The following is a 25,645-nucleotide window of genomic DNA, read 5'->3' as shown; positions in this document are numbered from 1 at the left end:
AAACATCGTTGCGGACGGAAAGTGCAAGCGTCCCGGGCACACGCGCTGAAACGCCCAACGGACAAGCTTGCCGCGCAACGAAGCCGCAAGCGGAAACGCGTTGAAACAAAGCGTGACGAAGCGCAAGTCCGCCGCACAACCGCGACTTTCGCCGCTGCAGATGCTGGCGCGGACGCGTAAAATGAAGGGCCTGACGACTCATTAGCCGCCATCGGAGCGCACGCGTTGCATCAGCGAACGGCTCCGCCGCGAAGAGGCGTCGGCGCCGGGCGCACACGATGTGCCGGACGTATCGATGGCTCGCGCGGAAGATGCGCCGCTCGCAACAGCAACATGCGGCGGCCGGATCGGCCGATGGCTTCGAACGTATGATGCTTTCCAGCCTGACGCGGCGATTTGCGAAGCCGCGTTGCCTTACCCGCACAGTCGCCGCGTATATGTGGCTCGCCGCCGCGCTGGCGGTTTCCGTGCTTGCCGGGCGGCCTGCCTTTGCCGCGCCCGATGTCCCGTCGTCCGCTGCTACGTCATCCTCATCAGTTGCGTCGCCCGCGCCGGCGGCTTCCCGTGTGCATCCGGCGCCGCACGCGCATGCATCGTCGGGTGCATCGGCCGCGCAGCCCGCGTCCGCGGCATCGCACGTGCATCATGCGGATTCTGCCGGTGCGGCATCGGGTGCGTCTGCGTCCTCCGCAGCGCCTGCGTCTGCGGCATCCGCGGCGTCCGCTGCAGAACCTGCGTCGGCCGCATCCGCCGTACCGGCCAGCGAGGCCGAGGCGCCCGCGCCGACCCCGCCGCGCCGGCATCCGCCGCTGTCGGCCGACGACGCGAAAAACGCGACGGCACGCGCGATCGACATGCGCAAGCGCTTCACGCAGGAAGTCACGCGACGCCTGAACGCACCCTTGAGCGAGCAGCGCGCATACGGCGAGCGGCTCCAGAAGGCGCTCGCCGATGCAGACCTCGGCGACCTGGCCGGCGAATACGTCGCGATGGTCGACCGCGCACCGAACGTGCAGGCGCTGTTCATCTACTTTCGCGCGACGCCGGCCAATGCGTGGCTGATGATCGGCGCATCGCCGGTCGGCACCGGGCTGCCCGGCAAGTACGATCATTTCCTGACGCCGCTCGGCGTGTTCCATCACTCGCCCGACAACATGGATTTCCGCGCGGAAGGCACGACGAACGAGAACGGCATTCGCGGCTACGGCCGCCGCGACATGCGCATCTACGACTTCGGATGGGAGGACGGCGAGCGCGGCTGGGGCAAGGGCGGCGTGTCGCCGATGCGCTTCCAGATGCATGCGACCGACCCCGACCGCCTCGAAGCGCTGCTCGGCATCCGGCACTCGAAGGGATGCGTGCGGATTCCCGCGTCGCTGAACATGTTCTTCGACCGGCACGGCCTGCTCGACGACGACTACCAGGCGCGCGTCGAGGCCGGCAAGTCGCTGTGGGTGCTGCGTCGCGATCGCGACATCACGCCGATCGCGGGCCGCTACCTGGTCGTGATCGACAGCGCACGCAAGACACGCCCGGCGTGGGCGCCGTTGCCGGGACGCAACGCGTGGTCGAAGCTGCCGAAGGGCGGCGACACGGCGGATTGACCGCCGCTCCGGCGGGTGCGGGACACGTGAGGATAAGAATAAATCCGTTTTATTGATACATAAGAAAAGCAAACTTTTATTATCCGATCCGGGTTCGTATAGTCGAGGCCAGTTTCGCGGAACCCTGCCGCGCCTGGACCACCACCGATCACACGACCCGCATGAAAACTCTCTACAAGCTCGCCCCGCTCGCGATGCTCGGCGCCTTCGCGACCCATGCCTGCGCGCAAAGCAGCATCACGCTGTACGGTCTCATTTCGGCTGGCGTCGGGTTCGCGACGAACCAGGGCGGCAAGAACGCCTGGCAGGCGTTGTCCGGCACGAACCAGAACCCGCGCTGGGGGCTGAAGGGCAAGGAGGATCTCGGGCAGGGGCTGTCCGCGATCTTCCAGCTCGAGAACGGCTTCAACGTGATGACGGGCACGGCCGCGCAGAATGGCCGTGAGTTCGGGCGCATGGCCTACGTCGGTCTTGCCGACCGCACGTACGGCTCGCTGACGTTCGGCCGCCAGTACGACGCGATCCACGACTACCTCGGGCCCGTGATCATCGCGAGCAACGGCGTGAACATCGGCGACAACGATAACGGCTACAACGACATCCGCGTGCAGAACTCGGTGAAGTACGTGAGCCCCGTCTACTACGGCCTGAAATTCACCGCGCTGTACGGCTTCAGCAACGCGACGGGCTTCGCGAACAACAGCGCATACAGCTTCGGGCTCGGCTACGAGCAGGGCCCGCTGCGCTGGAGCGCGGTCTATGCGCAATACAACCATCCGTACAGCAGCACGAACCAGGACGGCGCGATCGCGAACGACTATGCATCGCCGCTGCTGATCTTCAGCAAGAGCGCGATGACGCCGGCGGCGTACGCGAGCCGGCAGCGGATCGCGGGCACGGGCGGCTTCTACACGATCGGCCGCGCGCAGTTCGCGGCGATGTTTACCGACGTGCGCTACGATTACCTCGACAATTCGCACCTGCACCTGCAGAACCTCGGCGTGAACGTCGTCTACACGATGACGCCGCAGCTCTTTCTCGGCGCCGCGTATGCGTTCACGAACGGCAGGTACGACGTGATCGACAAGCGTCCGAAATGGCACCAGGTGAACCTGCAGGCCGACTACTTCCTGTCGAAACGCACCGACGTCGCGCTGACGGTGATCGCGCAGCAGGCGGCGGGCGACGCGGAGCATGCGCAGATCTTCGCGTATGCGCGCTCGACCAGTACGCGCCAGATGATGGCGACGCTCGGCGTCCGGCACGTCTTCTGAGTCCGACCATGACCCATCCGATCGCATCCCGCCGCACCTTCCTGAAACTGTCCGCCGCGCTGGCCGGCACCGCATTGCTGCCCGAAACGGGCGCGTTCGCCGCTGGCGGCGACGCCGCGCGCCGCACGGTGATCATCGATACCGATCCGGGGCAGGACGATGCCATCGCGATCCTGTTCGCGCTCGGCGCGCAGGACCGGCTCGACGTGCGCGCGCTGACCGCCGTCGCGGGCAACGTGCCGCTCGATCTGACCGAACGCAATGCGCGGATCGTCCGCGACTGGGCCGGCCGTACGAAGACGCTGCCCGTCTATGCAGGCTGCCCGCGACCGCTCGAGCGCGAACTCGTGACGGCTGCGAACGTGCACGGCAAGACGGGGCTCGAAGGCGTCGAACTGCACGAGCCGCGCGCGCCGCTCGCGACCGGCCACGCGGTGTCGTATCTCGTCGATACGCTGAGCCGCGCGGCGCCGGGCAGCGTGACGCTGTGCGCGCTCGGCCCGCTGACGAACCTCGCGACCGCACTGGTCGAAGCGCCGCGGATTCGCGGCGCGTTGCGCGAAATCGTGCTGATGGGCGGCGCGTTCTTCGAACGCGGCAACATCACGCCGGCCGCCGAGTTCAACATCTATGTCGATCCGCAGGCAGCGGAAGTGGTGTTCGGCAGCGGCGTGCCGATCGTCGTGCTGCCGCGCGACGTCGCGGTGAAGGCGCCGATCACGCCGGCACGCGTCGCGCCGTTGCGCGCGCTCGGCAATCGCTGCGGCGCGATCGTCGCGGACATCATGGAAGCCGAGCTCGCGTACAACAAGAAGCGGCGCGGCGTCGACGACGGGCCGATGTACGACCCGACCGCGGTCGGCTATCTCGTCGATCCGACGATGTTCAACGGACGCAAGGTGAACGTCGTGGTCGAGACGACCGGGCAGTGGACGCTCGGCGAGACGATCGTCGACTGGAACGGGCGCAGCGGCCGAGCGGCAAATGCGACGTGGATCAACGAGGTCGACGCGGACCGTTTCTACGCGACGCTCGTCGAGCGCATCGCGAAGCTGCCCTGAGTGCGGGCCGTCGCGCGGCGAACGGAATCAGATGTGCTTCGCAATCCACTCGCGGCACGCGCGCACGTGCGGACCGCGATCGTCGGCGGCGAGCGAGATCAGCGAGATCGCGCGCGTGACGCGCGGTTTGTCGACGCGCAGCGCGACGAGTTCGGGATCGTGCAGATGCATCGTGTAGAGGCTCGGCAGCACGGCGGTCGCGAGGCCGTTGCGCGCGAGCGCGTAGAGCGGCTCGGTGTATTCCATCCGGTACGTGACGTTCAGGCGCAGCTTCTCGGCGCCGCCGGTGCGATGCAGCGATTCGCTGACGCTGCCGCGCACGAACACGGCCAGCTCGCGATCGACGAGCTTCGCCCACGTGACGCTCTTCGCGCGGGCGAGCGGATCGTCGTGCCGCACGACGATCACGATCTCGTCCTCGAACAGTTGCCGGTAGCGCAGCGTGCCGTCGTCGCTGTCCGGTTCGCGCACGCCGATGCCGAGATCGGCGACGCCATCGCGCACGGCTTCGACGAGCGCGCTGTTCGGCAGGTCGGTGAGCGTGAAGCGCAGCGTCGGGTGCGTGCCGCGCAGCGTGTTGAGCGCGGGCAGCAGGCGGCCCGCGACCGACGGGATGAACGCGATCCGCACCGTCTGGATGCGCTCGCCGATGAGCCGCGTCATGTCGTCGAAGGTGCCGCGCGCCTGGTTGAGCAGCCGTTCGGCGAGCGGCAGCACGGCTTCGCCCGCGGACGTCAGCGTGAGCCGGTGCGCGGAACGCGCGAACAGGCGCCCGCCGAGCAGGAACTCGATCTGGCGGATCGACGCGGTCAGCGCGGGTTGCGTGAGCGACAGCGCCTGCGCGGCCTGCGTGAAGCTGCGTGCATGGGCGAGCACGACGAAGTGCTGGACCTGCCGCAGCGTGAGCGCGGGCAGCAGCGACGAGCGGTCGGACGACATCGGGCAGTAACGGTCGGGGTGCGGTACGCGGCAGTATAAGACCGCGCTGCATGAACCGACACAGGACAATATTCGGAATCACAGGAGAACCACCATGTCAGCGACTGACACGATGCCGGCGCGAGCGCCGGCCAACTGGCTCGAACGCCGCTTCGCACTCGCCGCGCGCGGCACGAGCGTGCGCACCGAGACGATCGCGGGCATCACGTCGTTTCTCGCGGCCGCGTACCTGCTCGTCGTGATCCCGTCGCTGCTCGCGACGGGCGGCATGGAGCGCGGCGCGGCGACGACCGCGACAATCATCGTGTTCGTGCTGTTCACCACGCTGATGGGGCTCTATGCGAACCTGCCGTTCCTCGTCGGCCCCGGCATCGGCGGCTCGGTGATCATCGGCGTGACGCTCGCGACGACGGAACACGTCGGCTGGCAGACCGGCCTCGGCATCGCGTGCGTGTCGGGCGTGCTGTTCTTCCTGCTGACGATCCTCGGTGCGCGCGGCGTCGTGGTGCGGCTGATTCCGGTGCAGATCAAGCTCGGGCTCGGCGCGTCGATCGGCCTGTTCGTCACGATGCTCGGACTGCGCAATGCGGGGATGGTCGTCGCGAACGCGAAGACCAACGCGTTCGCGCTCGGCGACTTCTCGCGGCCGGGCGCGCTCGTCGCGCTGATCGGCCTGGCCGTCGCGGTCGTGCTGCAAGCGCGCAAGGTGCCCGGTGCGATCCTGATCGCGATCCTCGTTGCGGCCGCGGCCGGCGTGCCGCTCGGCGTCACGCACTTGCCCGCGTCGTTCGTGTCGCTGCCGCACAGCATCGCGCCGATCGCGTTCAAGCTCGATATCGGCAGCGCGTTGAGCCTGGCGGCCGCGCCGTACCTGTTCGCGTTCTTCGCGGCGGAATTCTTCTCGACGCTCGGCACCGCGCTTGCGGTCGGCGCAAAGGCGAACCTGCTCGACGAACACGGCAACCTGCCGGACATCAACCGGCCGTTCCTCGTCGATTCGCTGGCCGCGACGCTCGGGCCCGTGTTCGGCATACCCGCGCTGACCGCGCTGATCGAATCGGCGGCGGGCGTCGAGGCCGGCGGGCGCAGCGGGCTGTCGTCGCTGGCCGCGGCCGTGCTGTTCGCCGCGATGCTGCTGTTCGTGCCGGTCGCGCTCGCGATCCCGAAGGAGGCGACCGCGCCGGCACTGATCCTGATCGGGCTGTCGATGTTCGCGACGATCCGCCATACGCATTTCGACGACTTCACCGATGCGCTGCCCGTGATGTCGATGGTGCTGCTGACGCTGATGTCGAACAGCTTCGGCACCGGCATCGCGGGCGGGCTGCTGTGCTACGTGCTCGTCAAGCTGCTGGCCGGCCGCTGGCGCGACATGTCGTGGGGGCTCGTCGTGCTCGCGATTCCGCTCGGCTATTACTTCTGGACCGTCGTGAAGCCGCACTGAGAGACGGCTTTCATGACGTATCGGCACTACCCCAAACGAGACTGAAATGAAGGGAACACCAGGCAACGTCCCGGCCGCGCGCACGGGCATCGAGATCACGCCGGCCCACCGGGCCTTCTTCCACGCGCTGCCGAAGGTCGAGCTGCATTGCCACCTGCTCGGCGCGGTGCGGCACGACACGTTCGTCGCGCTTGCGGAACGCAGCGGCGCGCCGATCGAGCGCGCGGAAATCGACGCGTTTTATGCGCGCGGCGAGAAGCCGGTCGGCGTGCTGCACGTGCTGCGCGCGCTCGACAAGTATCTGCTCACGCAGCCCGACGACCTGCGAAGGATTGCATACGAATATCTGGAGGACGCGGCCGCGCACAATGTGCGGCATGCTGAATTCTTCTGGAATCCGACCGGTACGGTGCGCGTATCGGGCATCGCGTATGCGGACGCGCAGGCCGCGATCGTGACGGCGATCCGCGACGCCGCGCGCGACTTCGGGATCGGCGCGCGCCTGATCCCGAGCATCGACCGCGAGCAGGATCCCGACGAGGCGGTCGCGATCGTCGAATGGATGAAGGCGAATCGTGCGGACGAAGTCGCCGGGCTCGGCATCGACTATCGCGAGAACGACCGGCCGCCGGAACTGTTCTGGAAGGCGTACCGCAATGCGCGCGAGGCCGGCTTCCGCACGACCGCGCATGCCGGCGAGTTCGGGATGCCGTGGCGCAACGTCGAGACGGCCGTCGACCTGCTGCAGGTCGATCGCGTCGATCACGGTTATACGATCGTCGACAACCCGGAGCTGTGCGCGCGTTATGCGGAACGCGGGATCGTCTTCACCGTCGTGCCGACGAATTCGTACTATCTGCGCACGCTGCCGCCGGAGCAATGGGCGGAGCTGCATCCGATGCGCAAGATGCCGGGCCTCGGGCTGAAGATCCATCCGAACACCGACGATCCGACGCTGCACAAGGTCAATCCGGGCGAGGCGTGGGAGTTGATGTTCAGCCATTTCGGCTTCACGGTCGCCGAGCTGAAGCAGTTCATGCTGAACGGGATCGATGGCGCGTGGGTGGACGACGCGACGAAGGCCGCGTGGCGTGCGGCATGGGCGCCGGAGTTCGATGCGCTGGCCGCGACGCTCGCGGCGGGCTGAGCGCGGCTGCGTTTTGTGCCGGCGGGCACGTCAGCCGGCCGGCGATTCGTTCCGGTTCAGGTGGTAGCGCAGGTCGCCCGCGAAATCGAACAGCGTGTAGTCGCGGAACGTAAAGCGCCACACGCCGTCGACGCGTTCGAACGCGTCGTGATAGCGGCCCGCGGCGATCGGCTGCAGCGCGAGGCCGTCGACGGCCTGCAGCACCGTGTAGTACGAGCGCGCCGTCGCGCGATGCCCGGCCTCGTCGATCTCGATGATCGGATTCGTGACGACATGCTTCGTGCGCGGCGTACCGCACGCGTAGCGCTTCACGCTCGCGTCGAACAGCGCGAGCAGTTCATCGGCGCCGATCGTCGGCGCGCCTTCCTTCGTCTTGATGCGCGCGTGCCGGAACAGCGCCGCGACGCCCGGCAGGTCGCCGGCATCGAGCCGCTCCGCGTAGAGATACAGAAGGTTCGCGATGTCGACTGCGCTTTGGGTCATGGGGCCTCGATCATCGATGGTCAGTGACGACGATGGTGCGCGGCGCGCGGTGGGCCCGCTTCGTCCGGGTGGACTAATTCGGCGCGCTGCTGCGCTAATCGCGACGGGAAGGTCGGTCTCGTCGACGTGACGTGACGGGACGCGTCGTCGTCGAGCCGCGCTAATCGGCGGCGACGACGCGTCGATGAAACGGGCCGCCGTCATGCCGGCCGGCGTTGTCTGCCTGCGCCGCGCTCAGCGGAACAACTTCAGCCAGTCGAACAGGCCGGGATGCGGGCGGCGCCTCGGCGCCGGCGCCGGCGCGCTGCGTGGCCGGAAGTCGGGCGAGAACTGCGCGTGCGGATCGATCGCACGCGTGCGCAGCGCCGCATCGTAGAAACCGCCGACGATCGGCAGCGCGCTGTGCGCGCCCGCACCCCAGTAGTCGCTGCGCAGCGTCACGCTGCCGTCGTCGAAGCCGACCCATGCGCCGGCCACCAGTTGCGGATGCATCAGGATGAACCAGCCGTCCGCGTTGTCCTGCGTCGTGCCCGTCTTGCCGGCGACGTCGACGCGGATTCCGTAGCGCGAGCGGATGTCGGCGCCGGTGCCGTAGTCGACGACATCGCGCATCACGTCGACGAGCGTCTGCGCGGCAGGCGCCGGCAACGCGCGTTCGGGCGGCGCGCTGCCGAATGCGGCGAGCACCTTGCCGTCGCGATCCTCGATGCGCGTGATCATCTGCGGCGCGACGTACACGCCGCGGTTCGCGATCGTGCCGTACGCGGACACCATCTCCTTCAACGTGACGGGGCTCGTGCCGAGCGCGAGCGACGGCACCGCGTCGAGCGGACTGTCGCGCACGCCCATCGCGCGCGCAAGCTGCACGACTTTCGCGGCGCCTTCATGCTGCATCACCTGCGCGGTGATGCGATTGCGCGACAGCGCGAGCGCGTCGCGCAGCGTCATCGGTTCGCCCGTCGGCGGCTCCTCATCGGTCGGGCGCCAGACCGCGCGGCCGTCGATCGGGATCGCGACCGGGCGGTCGACGAACGTATCGCCCGGCCGCATGCCGTCCGCGAACGCGGCGCCATAGACGAACGGCTTGAACGTCGAGCCCGGCTGCCGCCGCGCCTGCGCGACGTGATCGAACGGCTCGCTGCCGAAATCGGGACTGCCGACCCATGCCCGGATCGCGCCGTTGCGCGGATCGATCGCGACGAAGCCGGCCTGCACCTGCGTCTTGCGCTCGCACAGCGCACGCATGAATTCGCGATTCGCGCCGAGTTGCTTCAGCGCCGCCGCATCGGCGAGCCCCGCGTCGCGAGCACTGCGATAGTCGGGTGTCTGGCGGATGAAGCCGCGGAACAGGTCGTTGCGCAGCCCGCAGCCGGACGGGCCGCGCCATGCGCTGTCGGCAATCGCCTGCAGCCGCTCGGTCTGCTGCGTCAGCGCCTGCGTCGCGATGTCCTGCAGCCGCGCATCGAGCGTCGTGCGCACGACGAGACCATCCGAGTAGAGGTCGTAGTTGTTGCGGTCGGCCCACGCGATCAACCACTTGCGAAGCTGCACCGCGAAGTGCGGCGCGAGGCCGGGCTGCGCCGTCTGCGGCTCGAAGTCGACGCGCAGCGGCTGGCGCTGCAAGTGTGCGAGCTGCTGCGGCGACAGCATGCCCATCGTCGCCATCCGGTCGAGCACGATGTTGCGCCGCTGCACCGCGCGTTCGGGATTCAGCACCGGGTTGTAGTAGCTGTTGCCCTTCAGCATCCCGACGAGCGTCGCGCTTTCGGCGATGTCGAGCTGGTCTGCCGATTTGCCGAAGTAGGTGCGCGCGGCCATCTCGACGCCGTACGCGTTGTACAGGAACGGCACGGTATTCAGGTAGGTTTCGAGGATCTCGTCCTTGCTGTACACCGTCTCGATCTTGAAGGCGGTGATCAGCTCCTTCACCTTGCGCGTGAGCGTCAGCGAACGGCCGACTTCGTCGGGGTACAGGTTGCGCGCGAGCTGCTGCGTGATCGTCGAGCCGCCCTGGCGTCCGCCCGAGAACGTGTGCAGCCCGGCCGCGATCGTGCGGCGCCAGTCGATGCCGTGATGCGAGTAGAAGCGATGATCCTCGGTCGCGATCAGTGCATCGACCATGTGCGGCGAGATCTGCTTGAGCGGCACCCATTCGCGGTTGACGGGCCGGAACTCGGCGATCAGCTCGCCGTCGGCCGACAGCACGCGCGCGGGGCGGTCGATGCGAGCCTTGCGGATGTCGCCGATGCTCGGCGTGAACGGAACGAACGCGAGCAGGACCAGCAGGCTCAGCACCGGGATCGCGGCGAGCGTCAACACCACGCCGCGCCGCGTCGGATGACGCAGGCGCTGCAGCGCGCCGGCACACAGCGCGCGGGTGCGCGCACGGCAGGCGGCGGCGAGCGGCGCGACGCTGGCGCGGCAACGGAGCCACGCGTCTCGAAGAAACGGCACGATGCGATTCACGGCGGCAGGGGCGTGGACGGAAGAGGCGCGATCCTAGCAAACCGCGCACGCGTGCCGGCGGCCGAAACGGCCGTTTGCTTGCAGGATTTACAGACGATTACGTTTGTTGCCTGCGGACAACCTTTTGCGGCGCGACCGGCCGCGATTCCTCCGACGAAACCACGTCCGCGAGCCGCTGCGCGGCCGCCTCCATCTGCGCGCGGCCGAACCCGCCGAAGCCGAGCACGAGCCCCGGGCGGGCGGTGCCCGGCGCGAACATCGGCGACACCGCGCGCACCGCGACGCCGGCCTGCGCCACGCGGGCGACCACATCGAGATCGTCGATCCCTTCGGCGAGCCACAGCACGACGTGCATCCCCTGGTCGCCCGGCTGCACCCACGCGCGTTCGCGCGGCAGCCGCGCGCCGAGCGTGTCGATCAGCAGCGCGCGTTGCTCCGCGTACACGCCGCGCACGCGGCGGATGTGGCGATCGAGATGGCCTTCCGCGATGAACGCGGCCAGCACGTGCTGGTCGGCGGTCGGCGCATGGCGATCCATCAGCACGCGCGCGCCGCAGAACGCGGGCACGAGATCGTCGGGCGCGATCACGTAGCCGAGCCGCAGCGACGGAAACAGGATCTTGCTGAACGTGCCGAGATAGATCACGCGGTCGGGGTCGAGCCCCTGCAGCGACGGGAACGGATAGCCTTCGTAGCGCAGCTCGCTGTCGTAGTCGTCCTCGACGATCCACGCGCGCTGCGCGCGTGCCCATGCCAGCAGCGCGTTGCGCCGCGCCATGCTCAGCGGCATGCCGAGCGGGTACTGGTGCGACGGCGTGACGAATGCGGCACGCGCATGCGGCGCGATGCGGATGCCCGCATCGACGTCGAGGCCGTCGGCATCGACCGGCACGCGGACCATCGCGTCGCGCCGCCCGGTGCTTTCGAGCAGCGCGGTGATGCCGCGATAGGCCGGATTTTCGACCCACGCCTGATCGTTCGTGCCGAGCAGCACCTGGCTCGCGAGATGCAGCCCCTGCTGCGTGCCGCTCGTGATCACGACCTGGTCGGCCGTGCAGCGCACCGAGCGCGACCGGCGCACGTAGTCGGCGATCGCCTCGCGCAGCGGCAGCGCGCCTTGCGGATCGGCATAGCCGGACGGCGCGCCGGCGCCGCGTGCGCGCAGGCGGTTGCCGAGCCGGCGCCAGATGTCGTCGGGCGCGGTGAGGCCGACCGGCACCGAGATCGCGAACGGCATGGCCGGCAGCGGCAGGAATTCGCGAGCGATTCGCGCGAAGGTGGCGGCCGGTTCCGGCAGCCCGGCGCGCGCCGGGCGCCCGCGTTGGGCTGGAGGTTCGGGTTCGTGGACGGGCGGCGGTTCGGCGAGCGCGTGCGCGACCCGCGTGCCCGCGCCGCCGCGCGATTCGAGGAAGCCTTCGGCGACGAGTTGCGCATACGCGTCGACGACGGTGCCGCGCGCGACCTGCAGCGCGGCCGCCAGCAGCCGCGTGGACGGCAGCGTATCGCCCGGACGGACGTCGCCGCGGCGCACGGCGTCGCGCAGCGCCTGCGCGAGCTGGCGGCTCAGGTCGCCGGCCGTGCGATCGAGCGCGCCGAGCGACGGGATTTCGACGTTCCGGGCCGTTCTTGCCATGATTCTGGTCTGCTGAAATTGTTCCAAACCGGCTCTACAGCATAAACCAGTTTGAGATCACAATCGGCGCATGACGGGCCAGCGCCCGCGCCATTCCAACCGCCGCACGACCGTGGAGCCGACATGTACGTCCCCGCCGATTTCAACGAGCCCAACCCCGACGCGCTGCGCGAGCTGATCGTGCAGCATCCGTTCGGCAGCCTGATCACGCACGGGACGAACGGGCTCGACGCGAACCACATCCCGTTCGAGCTGCTGCCGGGCGACGGCGGGCTCGGCGAGCTGCATGCGCACGTCGCGCGCAAGAATCCGGTCTGGCAGGACGTCGCGAATGGCGACGAGGTGCTCGTGATCTTCCGCGCCGGCGATGCGTACATCTCGCCGAACTGGTACCCGAGCAAGCACGTCGCGCACCGGCAGGTGCCGACCTGGAACTACGTGGTCGTGCATGCGCACGGCCGCATCACGGTGCGCGACGACGAGAAGTTCGTGCGCGGCGTGGTCGCGCGGCTGACGCGCACGCACGAAGCGTCGCAGCCGGTGCCGTGGAAGATGGCCGACGCGCCGGCCGATTTTCTCGACACGATGCTGCAGTCGATCGTCGGGCTGCAGATCGAAATCACGCGGCTCGTCGGCAAGCGCAAGCTCGGGCAGAACAAGGCGGTCGAGGATATTCGCGGTGCTGGTGATGCGCTGATCGCGGAGGGGAATCTCGCGATCGGGGAAGCGATGCTGATGGAAATCGAGCGCAAGGTTAAATAGCGCTGCGGCAGTACGGTGAACCTGGGTCACCAACAAGGTCACGGCGGCGCACGAGATGGCCCATCTGCGCCAAGGCCATTGTTTGTATGACAAGGCCTTGAGTGTGGCAAAGACAATCGACGGCCATCGGGGAACAAGGAAGCGTCGCCGAGACTAACTCGCCGTGAGATTCACATGGTGTCGCACAACCGGCTGAAGGCGGTGATGGCCTGGTTCAATTGATTCGGTTGACTTATAGAGCGACGTCTCCGTGACGATTGGGCGCCATACGAGATCTGAAACAACGAAAGCTGTTCGCTATATTTCACGTTAGATACGAAGTATGCGCACGCTTAGGAACATCAACAGCCAATGTGTTGCGATGGCGATTGCGATGTATCCGGCGATGACTTGCGGGCGGCGGCGGCGAGCAAACAGGATGAAGCCCAATGCCGCAAAGATAACCGGTGGCCCGAACACATAGAGAAACAGAGAGAGAGTTGAATGAAGGGTGGAGGCGCAGGCATCAACGCCGCCACCACACTCACCGAAGCGTGGCGCGCAGAATGACGCAAATTTTGCGCATATGCGCGTGTCTATCGCCGCCCATACAACGACGCTGATAAAGCCCGCGATGGTGAAAGCGACTACAGCGAAGAAGCGTCGCATTATTTTATTTCCCAAAAGTGTATCTGTTTGGAGTTGCGGAGGTCTGACCAACCGAAATCCGTTTCGGGGAGGAATGCGTGCATGCCAAAAGCTCGGCCAAACGTTGCTACAACACCGGGCATGCTGCTAACGGTCAGTCGCGACCCGTTCCACAAATCGATGTGACCTCCGCTCGCGTTTGCGGTCGATTCGCCACTGCGTGTCCAGTACCTCGAGAACTGGATGATACCGGTGCGGCCCTTGACCTTCGACTCCCAATCTTCTCCGGTGATGTTTTCGGCTTTTGGGAGCCCGGCGAACGGCTGTAGCTGCAACCATGCGCCTAGCTCATCGGCGCGTGTTGCAGCGGGTTTTCCGTCAAGCAAAATGCGACCGATACTGCTTGCGCCCAACATCGGCTTCACGTTCTTTGCATTGAATGACTTCATGCCGACGCCAACGCGATGCAGGGTGACGCTGAGGCGAATGGCGCATTGATTCGTATACTCAGCGTTGTCGTACGGATTGCCGGACGGGAAGTTATCCCAAAGCTCTTTGAAAGTGACGCCCGCTAACGGCACCTCTTTCTCCGAGCCTTTTGTGTCGGTAGAGCGGACTTTAGTGGGTTCGGTGTGCGGCATGAATTATTCTCCGTGTTGCTTCGCAAGCGCATCGTCGCCCCAGTAAACGATGTAATCGTTTGCCTCGTCGCCGGTATGGATGCGAGGTAGCGTGCCGCGTGCATCAAGCCGCCCGAAATGTACGCGACCGTCAGCGGTTTCGATGTAGTAGGGCAACCCTTCTGTTGCTTCCTTGGTTGCTCTCACCCGCTCATCGAATGCGCCTTTCCTGATCGATGCGACGCCTCCCGTCGTGGTGCGGCTCGAAACGACTTCACCGAGGCCCTTTAGCCCGTCACTGCACCACGCTTCACCGGCAAGCAATGCGACGATGCGAGGTGGAGTCGAGCAGCCACATAGGACGACATCGTCGTCTAGCGCGACTTCTCCCCGGAACTTGAGTCGATATGGGCCGCCCGCCTTTGCGATGGTGCCGATGCTTTGGCACGCGGTGCAGAATGCGCTCCCCCCAATCAGGGCCGCTTGATGGCCGTGCACGAGGAATCGCGGGCCGTCGTATGCGCTAATTGTCCCGCCGCTTGAAAGACTATCGCCAACAACTGCAATTCTTCTATTCATTGTTTGGCCCTCTCGGAATGCAGTCATCTTAGCTGTGCGGCGCTATAACGTATCTTGATATTGATAGGATGGTTTGAGATGAAACGTTTCAGCCATCACCTGTTGCGGGCAAAACAGCATGCTGCGATTGCCGAATCCGTTTCCGTCGGCCACTGGTGCCCTCTAATGCGTTCGTCCCACCGATGTTCCCGCCTGCGCGAGCGCACCGCGAATCGCCGCCTCGGTCTTGTCGTACCCGCCTTCGCCATAACGCGTATAGACGACCTTCCCGTTCGCATCGATCAGGTACAGCGCGGGCCAGTACTGGTTGCCGTACGCGCGCCACGTGTCGTAGCGGTTGTCCTGCGCGACCGGATACTGGATCCCGAAGCGCTTGATCGCATCGGCGACGTTGCCCGCGTCGCGCTCGAACGGATATTCGGGCGTATGCACGCCGACCACGACGAGCCCCTGGTCGCGATACTTCCGGTACCAGTCTTTCACGTACGGAATCGTATGAATGCAGTTGATGCACGAGTACGTCCAGAAATCGACCAGCACGACCTTGCCGCGCAACTGGTCGAGCTTGAGCGGCGCGCTGTTGTGCCAGCGGTCGATGCCGGTGAAGTCTGGTGCCGGCGTGCCGGCGAGCGAGGTTGTCATGCCCGGGTCGTCGCGGGTGCCGGCGAAGGCGGCGAGGCCGGCCGTGGCGGCGAGGGCGATGACGAGGGCGGTGGTCTTGAGTCGGGGCAGCATGGCGTTCTCCTGATCGGGAGGCCGCCGCTCGGGCGCGGCGGCCGGACGTGTTTCGACAGGCCCCATTAGGCTGCGCCGACGTATCTGCGATGTGTCCGGCGAACCGCGCGTGTGCAATGTTGTGTGTCGTCGCGGCGGCGCGATACATTGGGATACAAACGCGGGCCGGCCGTGCGGTATAACAGCGGACATCGCCAGCCCGAACACCCCGACACCGACTGCGACACCGACTTATGGACAAGACCGACCACGTGCTGATCGTCGACGACGATCGCGCGATCCGCGAACTGATCGCGGACTACCTGGAGAAGAACGGCATGCGCGTGTCGCTGGCCGCGAACGGCCGCGAGATGCGCAACGTGCTGGACGACGGCGCGCCCGACCTGATCGTGCTCGACCTGATGCTGCCGGGCGAGGACGGCCTCACGCTGTGCCGCGACCTGCGCGCCGGCAGGTTCCGCACGGTGCCCGTGCTGATGCTGACTGCGCGCGGCGAGGAAACCGACCGCATCATCGGCCTCGAGATGGGCGCCGACGACTACCTGGCCAAGCCGTTCGCGGTGCGCGAGCTGCTCGCGCGGATTCGCTCGGTGCTGCGCCGCGCGCGCATGCTGCCGCCCGGGATGCAGGTCACGGAAACGGCCGAGATGCTCGCGTTCGGCGAATGGCGGCTCGACACGACGGGGCGCCACCTGCTCGACGCCGAAGGCACGCTGGTCGCGCTGAGCGGCGCCGAATACCGGCTGCTGCGCGTGTTCCTCGACCATCCGCAGCGCGTGCTGACGCGCGACCAGCTGCTCAACCTCACGCAGGGGCGGCAGTCCGACCCGTTCGACCGGTCGATCGACCTGCTCGTGAGCCGGCTGCGCCAGCGGCTGCGCGACGGTGCGCGCGAACCGCGCTACATCAAGACGCTGCGCAACGAGGGCTATGTGTTCTCGTCGGCCGTGACCGCCGTCGACGGTACGTCATGAGCGCGCGCACGCTGTGGCACTGGCCGCGCTCGCTGTTCGCGCGGCTCGCGCTGATCCTGTGCGTGGGCCTCGCGCTCGCGCAGACGCTGTCGTTCTGGCTCACGGTGACCGAGCGCGACCAGGCGACCACCAACCTGATGATGGGCTACATCGAGCGCGAGGTCGCGAGCACGGTCGCGCTGCTCGATCACCTGCCGCCCGCCGAGCGGGCCGCATGGCTGCCGCGCCTCGCGCGGCGCAGCTATACGTTCATCCTCGGGCCCGGCGAGACCGGCACGCCGCCGGAGGCGCGGCTGTCGGCGCGCGTCGAGCGGTCGATTTCCGACGGCATCGGCGGCGACTACCCGCTGACCGCGAACGCGATCCCCGGCGACCGCGAACATCTGCAGGTGCATCTGCGGCTGACCGACGGGTCGCCGCTGACGATCGACATCCATCCGATGTCGACGGTGCCGCTGTCGGGCTGGCTGCCGGTCGTGCTCGTGCTGCAGCTCGCGGTGCTGGCCGCGTGCTGCTGGCTCGCGGTGCGGCTCGCGACGCGTCCGCTCAAGCAGCTCGCGCAGGCCGCCGACGCGCTCGGCCCGGACCTGAAGGGCGAGCGCCTGAACGAAGGCGGGCCGTCCGAGGTCGCGCGCGCCGCGCGTGCGTTCAACGCGATGCAGGATCGCATCGCGCAGTACATGGCCGAACGCATGCAGATCCTCGCGTCGATCTCGCACGACCTGCAGACGCCGATCACGCGGATGCGGTTGCGCGTCGACGTGATGGACGACGACGTGCAGGGCACGAAGCTGCGCCAGGACCTGCTCGAAATGGAGCATCTGGTGAAGGAGGGCGTCGCGTATGCGCGGACGCTGCATGGCACCGAGGAAGCCGCGCGACGCATCGATCTCGACGCGCTGCTCGACAGCATCGTGTGCGACTACACGGATGCGGGGCAGGAGGTCGCGCTGCACAGCCGCGCGCCGCTCGCGCTCGTCACGCGGCCGAAGGCGCTGCGCCGCATCGTCGGCAACCTGGTCGACAACGCGCTGAAGTTCGCGGGCGCGGCCGAGATCGACGTGCACGCCGCGCCGGACGGCGGCGCGGTCATCGCCGTGCTCGACCGCGGGCCCGGCATTCCGGAAGATCAGCTCGACGCGGTGTTCGAGCCGTTCCGGCGCGTGGAGACGTCGCGCAACCGCGAGACGGGCGGCACGGGGCTCGGTCTGGCGATCGCACGGCAACTCGCGCTCGCGATGGGCGGCACGCTCACGCTGCACAACCGGCCGGACGGCGGCGGGCTGGAGGCGACGCTGACGCTCAGGAATGCGGGGTGATACGGCGCGCGTGAGCGTCGCGGTATCAGGTTCAGGTTGAAGCAGTGGCGCGCGCGGTCACACGCGCCGCAGATGCGCGTCGACGAGCGGCGCGGGCGCGTCAGCACCGGCCGGTGCGCAGCGCGACCGTCCAGTCGTCGCGCCCGCGCGATGCCGCGGTGGCGGCGGCCGTGTGCCAGTCGTATTCGACCGCGTGGAATTCGACGTTCCAGCCGGCCGCCGTGCGCGACACCATCGCGTAGCGCGCATGCGGCGAGCCCGTTTCGATCCGGTGCGGATGCGGCAGGTCGTCCGTGTACGCCTGCAGCCCGACGCTGCCCGGGTTGACGATCAGCCGGCCGTCCGCGAGCTTCGCGGTGCGCGGCACGTGCGTGTGGCCGCACAGGATCAGCGACGCCGGCGCGTCGCCCGCGCGCTGCGCGATCTCGTCGGGCGTCGCCGCGCGGCAACCGTCGGGCGTGACCGTTTCGAGGAAATAGACGAGGTCGCTGGCCGGTGTGCCGTGCACCATCAACACGTCGTCGTCGAGCGTCGCGCGTTCGGGCAGCGCGGCGAGCCAGTCGAGATGATCGGCGCGCAGCGTGTCGTGCGCCCAGCGATCCGACAGCCGCATCGACTCGCGATCGCCGCCGAGCAGTTGCCGTTCGTGATTGCCCCTGACGGTCGGCAGGTCGAGCGCGATCAGGCGGTCGGCCGTTTCGGCCGGATGCAGCGCGCCCGACACGATGTCGCCGAGATTGACGATCACGTCGGCGCCGCGGCGGCGGACGTCGTCGAGCACCGCGTCGAGCGCGGCGAGGTTGCCGTGGATGTCGGAAAGCGCGGCGATTTTCATGGCGGGTCGTCGAGGCAGGGAACGGCGATTGTCGCCAATTCGGTGCGGGCCGTCCATTCGTGCCCGCCGGTGACGCCGCGCGCGGCGCGTCAGTCGGTGGCGAGCCGCGCGTACATCGCGAAATCGCCCGGCGTGCCGCGCACCATCCGGTACGCGCGCAGCAGCCCTTCGTAGCGGTAGCCGCACTTCTGCAGCACGCGCGCGGAGCCCGCGTTGCCGGTCAGCACGACACCCTGGATGCGCATGAAGCCGCCGTCGGCGAACGCCCACGCGGTGACGGCTTCGCACAGCGCGCTCGCGATCCCGCGCCCCCAGTGCGACGGCGCGACGTCGTATGCGATTTCCGCCGAACGGTTCGCGGTGGACACCGTATGCAGCCCGATCGTGCCGGCGAGCGCGCCCGATGCGGCGTCGACGATCGCGAGACGCCGGATCGAATCGGGGTGGGCCGATTCGATGTTGTCGAACAGCGGCAGCAGATCGTCGCGCGAGCGCAGGTTCCAGCTCGTATGACGGACCACGTCGGGGTTGGACAGGTACGCGTACCACGCGTCGAGATCCGCGCGTTCGAGCTGCCTGAGCGACAGGCCCGGAAAGCCGGAGCGGGGCGGCGCAGCGACCCTCATCGGCACCCGCCCCTATGCGGCATGTCGCCGGTACAGCGCCAGCGAACCGGCGAGCGCGAGCAGCATCGCGCCGCACGTGCGCTCGAGCCACAGCGCGCCCGAGCGTTTCAGCAGCCGCACCGCGCGTGCGCCGAGCAGCGCGTAGCCGAACATCACCGCGCCGTCGAGCAGCGCGAACGTGACCGCGAGCGCGACGTATTGCGGCGCGAGCGGCGCGGACGGATCGAGGAACTGCGGCAGGAACGCGGAGAAGAACAGATAACCCTTCGGGTTCGTCACCGCGGTCAGGAAGCTCTTCGCGAAGATCGACGCATTGCGTTCGGGCGCTGCGCCGCCATGCGCGGCGACGACGTCGAGCGAACCCTTCGACGCCAGCAGCCGGATGCCGACGTACGCGAGGTACGCGGCGCCGAGCCACTTCACCACCGAGAACCAGAACGCCGACGCCATCAGCAGCGCGCCGAGGCCGAGCGCGACTGCGACGATCAGCACGAAGTCGGACAGCATCGCGCCGGCGAAGCCGTACGCGGAGCGGCGCACGCCGTAGCGCGAGCCGTTGGTCAGCGCGAGCAGCACGGTCGGGCCGGGTGTCGCGATGCCGACGAACGCGACGGCGGCGAAGATCAGCAGGGTCGTTTCACGCATGAAGGAACTCCCGATGGAAGGCGCGCGTTCGATTATCGGGTGCGCGCGCCAGCGTTGTACAGACACGGCAGCCGTGCGGCCGGTCGCGCTTTCGACTATCTCGATTTTGGCAAGAAACTGTTTTCATCATTGCGCTTTAGTCTGGGATCGGTTCCATCTACCATGGCGGCCGCAGCGGGCCTGCCCGCCGCGACGCCGCGCGCGCCTGTCGCATGCGCGCGCTCCCGCGTGCGGACGCCTCGGCCGCGCACGGCCGGCGGCGCTCGCCTCCGCACGCGCTACTCGCACAGAACAACGGGTTCACCGCCCGGAGACACAAAACCATGAACAAGCCACTGATCGCAGCACCGCTGCTGCTCTCGCTCGCGGGCGGCGCCTTCGCGCAAAGCTCCGTCACGCTGTACGGCATCGTCGATGCGGGCGTGACCTATCGCAGCAACGAACGGGTCGGCTCGGCCGGCGCGTACACCGGGCATTCGAGCGTCGGGCTCACGACCGGCAACCTGTCCGGCAGCCGCTGGGGCATCAAGGGTTCCGAGGATCTCGGCGGCGGGATGCGCGCGCTGTTCGTCCTCGAGAACGGCTTCGACATCACGAACGGCACGTCGGGCCAGGGCGGCCGTCAATTCGGCCGGCAGGCATTCGTCGGCATCGGCAGCGACCGCTACGGCTCGGTCACGCTCGGCCGCCAGTACACGTCGCTCGACGATTTCGTGAGCCCGGTCGGCCCGTCGTCGTTCATCGGCGGGTTCGGCGCGCATCCGGGCGACATCGATGATCTCGACCAGACCGCGCGCGTCGACAGCTCGATCAAGTACACGAGCGCGAACTATTCGGGCTTCACGTTCGGCGCGCTGTACGGCTTCGGCGGCCAGCCGGGCAGCATGAAGCAGCGCAACACGTGGAGCGTCGGCGCGGCGTACGCGGCGGGTCCGCTGCGGGTCGGCGTCGGCTACGAGCGCTCGGACAACAGCAAGACGGGTGCGACCGACCCGACTGCGGGCAAGTGGCAGAGCACCGACGACGGGCTGTTCAACTCGTCGATCAACGAAGGTTATGCGAGCGCGCAGTCGCAGCAGGTCATCGCGACGGGTGCGACGTATGACTTCGGCCCGGCCGTCGTCGGCGTGAACTACAGCAACGTGCAGTACCGCGGCGGCGACCGTTCGCTGTTCGCCGGCCGCGCGACATTCAACGTCGCGGGCGTGTTCACGCGCTGGAACGTGCGGCCGCAGACGCAACTGTTCGCAGGCTACAGCTACACGCGCGGCAGCGATGTCGATGGCGTCGACGACCGCGCGCAGTATCACAACGTCACGCTCGGCGCCGTCTACGACCTGTCGAAGCGCACCAGCGTGTACCTGCTCGGCGCGTACCAGCATGCGTCGGGCATGACGCTCGACGCGCTCGGCCGGCCGGTGGCCGCGACCGCGTCGGTGTCCGACAAGGCGAACGGCCACTCGTCCGACTCGCGGTCGCAGGCGATCGTCAGCCTCGGGCTGCGCCAGAAGTTCTGACGCGCAGCGGTCGTTGCGGTCGCAACGTCGTTCGCAGCCGGTGCGGACGACGTTGCATGCCCGCACCTATACTGTCGCCTCCTTTCTTCGAGAAGACGACATGACCCGAACGCATTCCGCGAACTGCCTGTGCGGTGCCGTCACCGTCACGCTGCGCGGCGAGCCGGCGGCGCGCGCGAACTGCCATTGCGCGACCTGCCGCGATTTCTACGGCACGTCGATGCTGTCCGCGACCGCGTGGCCGCCGGAGCAGGTTGCGATCGACGGCGGCAGCGCGACGTTCCCGCATCCGTCGAAGTCGATGTCGCGCACATGGTGCGCGTCGTGCGGCGAGATCGTGTTCGGCACGAACCGGTTTGGCATGCGCGTCGTGCCGAACAGCCTGACCGCGCGTGCGCACGGCGGGCAACTGCCTGACGATCTGCAGCCGACGATGCACCTGTTCTACCGGCACCGCGTGATCGACGTCGTCGACGCGCTGCCGAAATACGTCGACGGCTGGGACGGCCCGACGCTCGACGACGCGAGCTGAACGATCGCGACCGCGTGCCGGCACGGCCGGCGCGCGGTTTGTTCCGCCGCCTCCTTCTTCCCCCTTCCTTGCTTCCGCCCGCCGCGTTCGCGGCACGCCCGATCCGCCGAATCGCGAAACGCCGATTGATCCGGATAATATTTTTTCTCTTTCATTTTAATTTCGATTTGTAATCATCGAGCCCACTCCGGGGAATGAAAAAGCAATGCGGTGTATCAGAAAAAATGACGCATTCGTTTTTGGTGACTCGGAAGAAAATGCCGGAAAAAAGCGCTTCAACCGCGCCGCCGGCAAGCCGTTGCGGCGCGGTGAGCGGGTTTGACCATCGTTGACGAAAAAAACGCCGGACGGAAAAAAGCATGGAGTGAATAATTCGGGATGGCGGCGAATGCGCCTTTGCCGGAATCACCAATATTTCATGCGCCGCGATTTACAGTGTCGACAAACGATCGTCTGGGAGAATTATTCATGTCAATGAAACAAATTCGCATGGCATTGCTGGGAATGTGCATGGCCATGCTGACGCCAGCGATTCACGCGCAGGTGCAATACACGACCGACTGGCTCGCGAACACGTTCGGCACGCTGGCCTCGCACGTCGGCAACGGTGCGCGCTCGATGTGGGTCGCGCCCGAGGGCGTGATCTACACGGCGTCGCGCTGGGACGAGAACGCGGGCGGCGTCGCGATCTACCAGAACGGCCAGCCGCTCGGCACGATCGGCATCCACGACGAATTCCAGGGCGGCGCAATCACCGGCAACTCGACGTCGCTGTTCGTCGCGCTCGGCTACAACCGCACGTTCGGCAGCGGCTCGGTGGGCCGCTACAACCGCGGCACGAACCTGCGCGACCTGCGCATCCCGGTCAGCACGTGGACGGGCATCCAGTACGCGGACGTGATCACGGGCCTCGCGACGGCCGGCAACCTGCTGTACGTGAGCGACTTCTACGGCAACCGCGTGCGCGTCTATACGACGGATGGTGTCTGGCAGCGCGACATCGGCGTCTCGGGGCCTGGCGCACTGGCGCTCGACGCCGCCGGCAACCTGTGGGTCGCGCGCAAGAGCGCGGGCGTCGTCGCGCAGTTCAGCGCGACCGGCACGGCGATGAACACGATCCAGATGGCGGCCGGCGCGCGGCCGGCGTCGCTGTACTTCGACGCGTCGATGGGCCAGCTGATGGTGGGCGACCAAGGGCCCGACATGAACATCAAGGTCTACAGCGGGCTGCTCGGCCTGCCGATGCAGGTCGGCACGTTCGGCGTGCAGGGCGGCTATCTCGACACGACGACGGGCATCAAGGGGCAGGTCGGCGACAAGCGCTTCACGCGCGTCGCCGCGCTCGGCAAGGATTCGGGCGGCAACCTGTACGTGCTGAACAACGCATGGGGCGGCGGCTGGGATCTCGGCCGCAACGGCAGCACCGACCTGCATTCGTACAGCCCGACGGGTGCGCTGCAATGGAAGCTGCAGGCGCTGAACTTCGAAGGGATCGCCGCGCCCGATCCGGTGACGGACGGCGCGTTCTTCTACAGCGGCAACAACGTGTACACGGGTTCGGCCGGCGGCACGTTCGTCGCGAACACGGTCGACCCGTTCACCTATCCGAAGGACCCGCGCCTCGACATGAACGACTACCAGCGCGGCCAGCACTTCGGCCAGGTCGTGATGGTCGGCGGCAACCGGATTCTCGTCGCGTCGGGCCAGAACCCGGGCAACTTCAACTTCTATTACTTCAACACGGCGAGCGGCTATATCGCGATTCCGGCCGGCTCGCTGCCGGGCAAGCCGTTCAATACGACGCTCCAGGTGACGGCCGGTTTCGACATCGACGGCAACGGCGACGTATGGGCAGGGCTGAACGGATCGAACGTGATTTCCCGCTTCCCGATGACGGGCTTCGACGCGACCGGCAAGCCGTCGTGGGGCAAGCCGACGACGACGCCCGTGCCGAGCAGCGTTGCGCCGGTCACGCGCATCATCTACCAGGCGGACAGCGACACGATGATCCTCGCGCAGGGTCTCGCGGGCAATTGGGACTGGACCGCGATGAACGGGCACATCGAGGTCTATCACGGCTGGAAGAACGGCAACACGAGCGCGCCGAATCCGGTGATCAACCTGACGAGCGCGAATCCGAAATCGATCGCGGCGGCCGGCCACTACCTGTTCGTCGGCTACGTGCACACGGTGCCGAACATCGACGTGTACGACCTGAACACCGGTGCGCTCGTCACCACGCTGACGAATTCGAATACGTCGGCGATGGATGTCGGCAACGACGTCGACTCGATGTACGGCGTGCGTGCGTACCTGCGCTCGACCGGCGAGTACGTGATCACCAAGGACAATTACAACGGCACGAGCATCGTCGTGTATCGCTGGCGTCCGTGACCGCGCCGGCCGGGCCGGCCTTCGCAAGCCAGCACGAATACGGTTCGAGCGCGACGGGGATCGGGTCGTCGGCCGGCGGCGCCTTGTCGTTCGTCGGATTTCTTCCGAGAAACCTTGCGGGCGAGGAATGAAAGGAGCGTAGCTGAATGGCCGCTTGTACCAAAGCTTGAGGCACGCGAGAGCTTATGACATGGTTAAGGCATGGATATCAAGCGTGCCTACAGATTCCGGTTCTACCCGACGTTCGAGCAAGAAGCCGTTCTTGCTCGAACGTTTGGATGTGCGCGCTTTGTGTATAACCAAATGCTACGAATGCGCACCGATGCGTGGCAGCAGCGTCAGGCCCGCGTTGGCTATCACGAAACCTCCGCCGCGCTCACGATACTGAAGAAAACCCCGGAACATGCGTGGCTTAACGAAGTCAGTTCGGTCCCGCTCCAGCAAGCGCTACGCCACTTGCAGACGGCGTTTGCGAACTTCTTCGCCAAGCGCGCCAAGTACCCAAAGTTACGGCGCAAAGTCGGCATGCAAACGGCCGAGTACACCGCAAGCGCTTTCAGATGGGATGGCACTTCGCTGAGGCTGGTGAAGATGAATGAGCCACTAGCGATCCGCTGGTCGCGCTCAATCCCTAAAGGCGCGAGGGTAACGACCGTCGCGGTGTCGAAAGACGCGGCCGGTCGATACCACGTATCGATGCTGTGCGACGACGTGGTTTCTGCAAAATCGAAAGCGACCGCCGTGGTCGGCATCGACTTCGGGTTGACAGATTTTGTCGTTCTTTCGACGGGCGAAAAGATCGCAGCACCGAAAGTGTTTCGCAAGAATGAAGCCGAGCTTGCCAAGCTTCAACGGCGGCTGGCGAGAAAGCAACCCGGTTCAGCCAATCGCAAAAAGGCAAGACTAAAAGTCGCACGCATGCATGCCCGGATAGCAAATTGCCGCAGGGACTTCCTGCACAAGCTTTCGGCACGATTGATCAACGAAAACCAAGTGATCGCCATCGAGAGCCTTGCCGTCAGGCACATGCTGAAGAACCGAAGACTCGCAAAGTCGATCAGCGACGCTAGCTGGTCGGAATTCGTGAGGCAGTTGACGTACAAAGCCAAGTGGTACGGCCGCACGTTGATCCGCATCGATCGCTGGTATCCGTCCAGCAAGCGATGTAGCGATTGCGGGCACACCGTCACCACGCTGCCGTTGAATGTGCGCGCGTGGGTCTGTCCGAATTGCGAGACTGCCCACGACCGCGACATCAACGCTGCGTGTAACGTTTTGGCCGCCGGACTGGCGGTATCAGCCCATGGAGAAAGCGTAAATCCCATGTCTCTTTGAGGCGATGTCGGGTGGCATTCGGTGAAGTGGGAATCTGCTTCTTTCAGGAAGGAGAGCAGTCAAGCTGTATTGAAAGCATCGCGGATTCGGTGGG

General features: G+C 66.8%; 24 protein-coding genes. 12 read left to right on the top strand and 12 right to left on the bottom strand.

Annotated elements, in window-relative coordinates:
* The first annotated feature begins 278 nt into the window (after nt 1-278).
* The 3 genes from LXM88_RS27990 (at nt 279) to LXM88_RS27980 (ending at nt 3,939) form a co-directional block, all read left to right on the top strand.
* Entirely contained in the window at nt 279-1,604 is a 1,326-nt protein-coding gene (locus LXM88_RS27990; protein WP_412524170.1) for a hypothetical protein, read from the top strand.
* Nucleotides 1,605-1,765: 161 nt separating this feature from the next.
* The gene (locus tag LXM88_RS27985; RefSeq protein WP_262546180.1) at nt 1,766-2,878 is read left to right on the top strand and encodes a porin; all 1,113 of its coding nucleotides are present in this window, start codon (nt 1,766-1,768) and stop codon (nt 2,876-2,878) included.
* Nucleotides 2,879-2,886: 8 nt separating this feature from the next.
* Nucleotides 2,887-3,939, top strand: a complete 1,053-nt coding sequence (locus LXM88_RS27980) for a nucleoside hydrolase (protein ID WP_262546177.1) — start codon at nt 2,887-2,889, stop codon at nt 3,937-3,939.
* Between the two features lie 27 nt (nt 3,940-3,966).
* On the opposite strand, the gene LXM88_RS27975 is transcribed toward LXM88_RS27980, so the two are convergent.
* Nucleotides 3,967-4,878, bottom strand: coding sequence for a LysR family transcriptional regulator (locus LXM88_RS27975; protein WP_034180899.1), 912 nt, complete (start codon nt 4,876-4,878; stop codon nt 3,967-3,969).
* 94 nt (nt 4,879-4,972) lie between these two features.
* On the opposite strand from LXM88_RS27975, the gene LXM88_RS27970 reads away from it, so the two are divergent.
* Together LXM88_RS27970 and add are read left to right on the top strand one after the other, a co-directional pair.
* The gene (locus LXM88_RS27970) at nt 4,973-6,322 is read left to right on the top strand and encodes an NCS2 family permease (RefSeq protein ID WP_262546172.1); all 1,350 of its coding nucleotides are present in this window, start codon (nt 4,973-4,975) and stop codon (nt 6,320-6,322) included.
* Between the two features lie 46 nt (nt 6,323-6,368).
* Complete coding sequence (gene add, locus LXM88_RS27965; protein ID WP_262546170.1) at nt 6,369-7,469, top strand: adenosine deaminase; 1,101 nt, start codon at nt 6,369-6,371, stop codon at nt 7,467-7,469.
* 30 nt (nt 7,470-7,499) lie between these two features.
* On the opposite strand, the gene LXM88_RS27960 is transcribed toward add, so the two are convergent.
* The 3 genes from LXM88_RS27960 to pdxR form a co-directional block, all read right to left on the bottom strand.
* Nucleotides 7,500-7,952, bottom strand: coding sequence for a nuclear transport factor 2 family protein (locus tag LXM88_RS27960; RefSeq protein ID WP_262546168.1), 453 nt, complete (start codon nt 7,950-7,952; stop codon nt 7,500-7,502).
* A gap of 234 nt (nt 7,953-8,186) precedes the next feature.
* Nucleotides 8,187-10,418, bottom strand: coding sequence for a penicillin-binding protein 1A (locus tag LXM88_RS27955; RefSeq protein WP_262546166.1), 2,232 nt, complete (start codon nt 10,416-10,418; stop codon nt 8,187-8,189).
* A 97-nt stretch (nt 10,419-10,515) separates the two neighbouring features.
* A complete protein-coding gene (pdxR, locus tag LXM88_RS27950; protein ID WP_262546164.1) occupies nt 10,516-12,051 on the bottom strand; it encodes a MocR-like pyridoxine biosynthesis transcription factor PdxR in 1,536 nt (511 codons plus the stop codon).
* Nucleotides 12,052-12,174: 123 nt separating this feature from the next.
* On the opposite strand from pdxR, the gene LXM88_RS27945 reads away from it, so the two are divergent.
* A complete protein-coding gene (locus LXM88_RS27945; RefSeq protein ID WP_262546161.1) occupies nt 12,175-12,813 on the top strand; it encodes an FMN-binding negative transcriptional regulator in 639 nt (212 codons plus the stop codon).
* 309 nt (nt 12,814-13,122) lie between these two features.
* Here LXM88_RS27945 and LXM88_RS27940 read toward each other — a convergent pair whose 3' ends face one another.
* The 4 genes from LXM88_RS27940 to LXM88_RS27925 all read right to left on the bottom strand — a co-directional run bounded on the left by LXM88_RS27940 (nt 13,123) and on the right by LXM88_RS27925 (nt 15,374).
* Nucleotides 13,123-13,461, bottom strand: a complete 339-nt coding sequence (locus tag LXM88_RS27940) for a hypothetical protein (protein WP_262546159.1) — start codon at nt 13,459-13,461, stop codon at nt 13,123-13,125.
* Nucleotides 13,461-14,081: a type VI secretion system amidase effector protein Tae4 gene (locus LXM88_RS27935; protein ID WP_262546157.1), complete on the bottom strand. Its 621-nt coding sequence runs from the start codon at nt 14,079-14,081 to the stop codon at nt 13,461-13,463. The genes LXM88_RS27940 and LXM88_RS27935 overlap by 1 nt, the downstream gene beginning before the upstream one ends.
* Nucleotides 14,082-14,084: 3 nt before the next feature.
* Nucleotides 14,085-14,639 carry a PAAR domain-containing protein gene (locus LXM88_RS27930; RefSeq protein WP_262546155.1) on the bottom strand — a complete coding sequence of 185 codons (555 nt, stop codon included), beginning with the start codon at nt 14,637-14,639 and terminating at the stop codon, nt 14,085-14,087.
* Nucleotides 14,640-14,801: 162 nt separating this feature from the next.
* Nucleotides 14,802-15,374: a thioredoxin family protein gene (locus tag LXM88_RS27925; protein ID WP_262546153.1), complete on the bottom strand. Its 573-nt coding sequence runs from the start codon at nt 15,372-15,374 to the stop codon at nt 14,802-14,804.
* A gap of 233 nt (nt 15,375-15,607) precedes the next feature.
* Here LXM88_RS27925 and LXM88_RS27920 point away from each other — a divergent pair, with 233 nt between their 5' ends.
* Both LXM88_RS27920 and LXM88_RS27915 read left to right on the top strand, forming a co-directional pair.
* The gene (locus LXM88_RS27920) at nt 15,608-16,348 is read left to right on the top strand and encodes a response regulator (RefSeq protein WP_262546151.1); all 741 of its coding nucleotides are present in this window, start codon (nt 15,608-15,610) and stop codon (nt 16,346-16,348) included.
* A complete protein-coding gene (locus tag LXM88_RS27915) occupies nt 16,345-17,667 on the top strand; it encodes an ATP-binding protein (RefSeq protein ID WP_262546149.1) in 1,323 nt (440 codons plus the stop codon). Before LXM88_RS27920 ends, LXM88_RS27915 begins: the two co-directional genes overlap by 4 nt.
* Nucleotides 17,668-17,767: 100 nt before the next feature.
* On the opposite strand, the gene LXM88_RS27910 is transcribed toward LXM88_RS27915, so the two are convergent.
* The 3 genes from LXM88_RS27910 to LXM88_RS27900 form a co-directional block, all read right to left on the bottom strand.
* On the bottom strand, nt 17,768-18,502 hold the full coding sequence (locus tag LXM88_RS27910) for a metallophosphoesterase family protein (protein ID WP_262546147.1): 735 nt from the start codon (nt 18,500-18,502) through the stop codon (nt 17,768-17,770).
* A gap of 89 nt (nt 18,503-18,591) precedes the next feature.
* Nucleotides 18,592-19,128: a GNAT family N-acetyltransferase gene (locus LXM88_RS27905; RefSeq protein WP_262546144.1), complete on the bottom strand. Its 537-nt coding sequence runs from the start codon at nt 19,126-19,128 to the stop codon at nt 18,592-18,594.
* Between the two features lie 12 nt (nt 19,129-19,140).
* Nucleotides 19,141-19,773 carry a LysE family translocator gene (locus tag LXM88_RS27900; protein ID WP_262546142.1) on the bottom strand — a complete coding sequence of 211 codons (633 nt, stop codon included), beginning with the start codon at nt 19,771-19,773 and terminating at the stop codon, nt 19,141-19,143.
* Between the two features lie 323 nt (nt 19,774-20,096).
* Here LXM88_RS27900 and LXM88_RS27895 point away from each other — a divergent pair, with 323 nt between their 5' ends.
* Nucleotides 20,097-21,290 carry a porin gene (locus tag LXM88_RS27895; protein WP_262546140.1) on the top strand — a complete coding sequence of 398 codons (1,194 nt, stop codon included), beginning with the start codon at nt 20,097-20,099 and terminating at the stop codon, nt 21,288-21,290.
* Between the two features lie 100 nt (nt 21,291-21,390).
* Nucleotides 21,391-21,822, top strand: coding sequence for a GFA family protein (locus LXM88_RS27890; protein ID WP_262546138.1), 432 nt, complete (start codon nt 21,391-21,393; stop codon nt 21,820-21,822).
* 151 nt (nt 21,823-21,973) lie between these two features.
* Here LXM88_RS27890 and LXM88_RS27885 read toward each other — a convergent pair whose 3' ends face one another.
* On the bottom strand, nt 21,974-22,183 hold the full coding sequence (locus LXM88_RS27885) for a hypothetical protein (RefSeq protein WP_262546136.1): 210 nt from the start codon (nt 22,181-22,183) through the stop codon (nt 21,974-21,976).
* Between the two features lie 107 nt (nt 22,184-22,290).
* On the opposite strand from LXM88_RS27885, the gene LXM88_RS27880 reads away from it, so the two are divergent.
* Together LXM88_RS27880 and LXM88_RS27875 are read left to right on the top strand one after the other, a co-directional pair.
* Nucleotides 22,291-24,216: an SMP-30/gluconolaconase/LRE-like region family protein gene (locus tag LXM88_RS27880; RefSeq protein WP_262546134.1), complete on the top strand. Its 1,926-nt coding sequence runs from the start codon at nt 22,291-22,293 to the stop codon at nt 24,214-24,216.
* Nucleotides 24,217-24,417: 201 nt separating this feature from the next.
* Nucleotides 24,418-25,551 (top strand): transposase, encoded by a 1,134-nt coding sequence (locus LXM88_RS27875; RefSeq protein ID WP_262546132.1) that lies wholly within the window; start codon nt 24,418-24,420, stop codon nt 25,549-25,551.
* Nucleotides 25,552-25,645 lie beyond the last annotated feature (94 nt).

Origin of the sequence: Burkholderia sp. S-53, from assembly GCF_025560745.1 — a bacterium.
GTDB lineage: Bacteria > Pseudomonadota > Gammaproteobacteria > Burkholderiales > Burkholderiaceae > Burkholderia > Burkholderia pyrrocinia.
The sequence above is the reverse complement of the archived record's forward strand: the minus strand, read 5'-3'. Positions and strand labels throughout refer to the sequence as shown.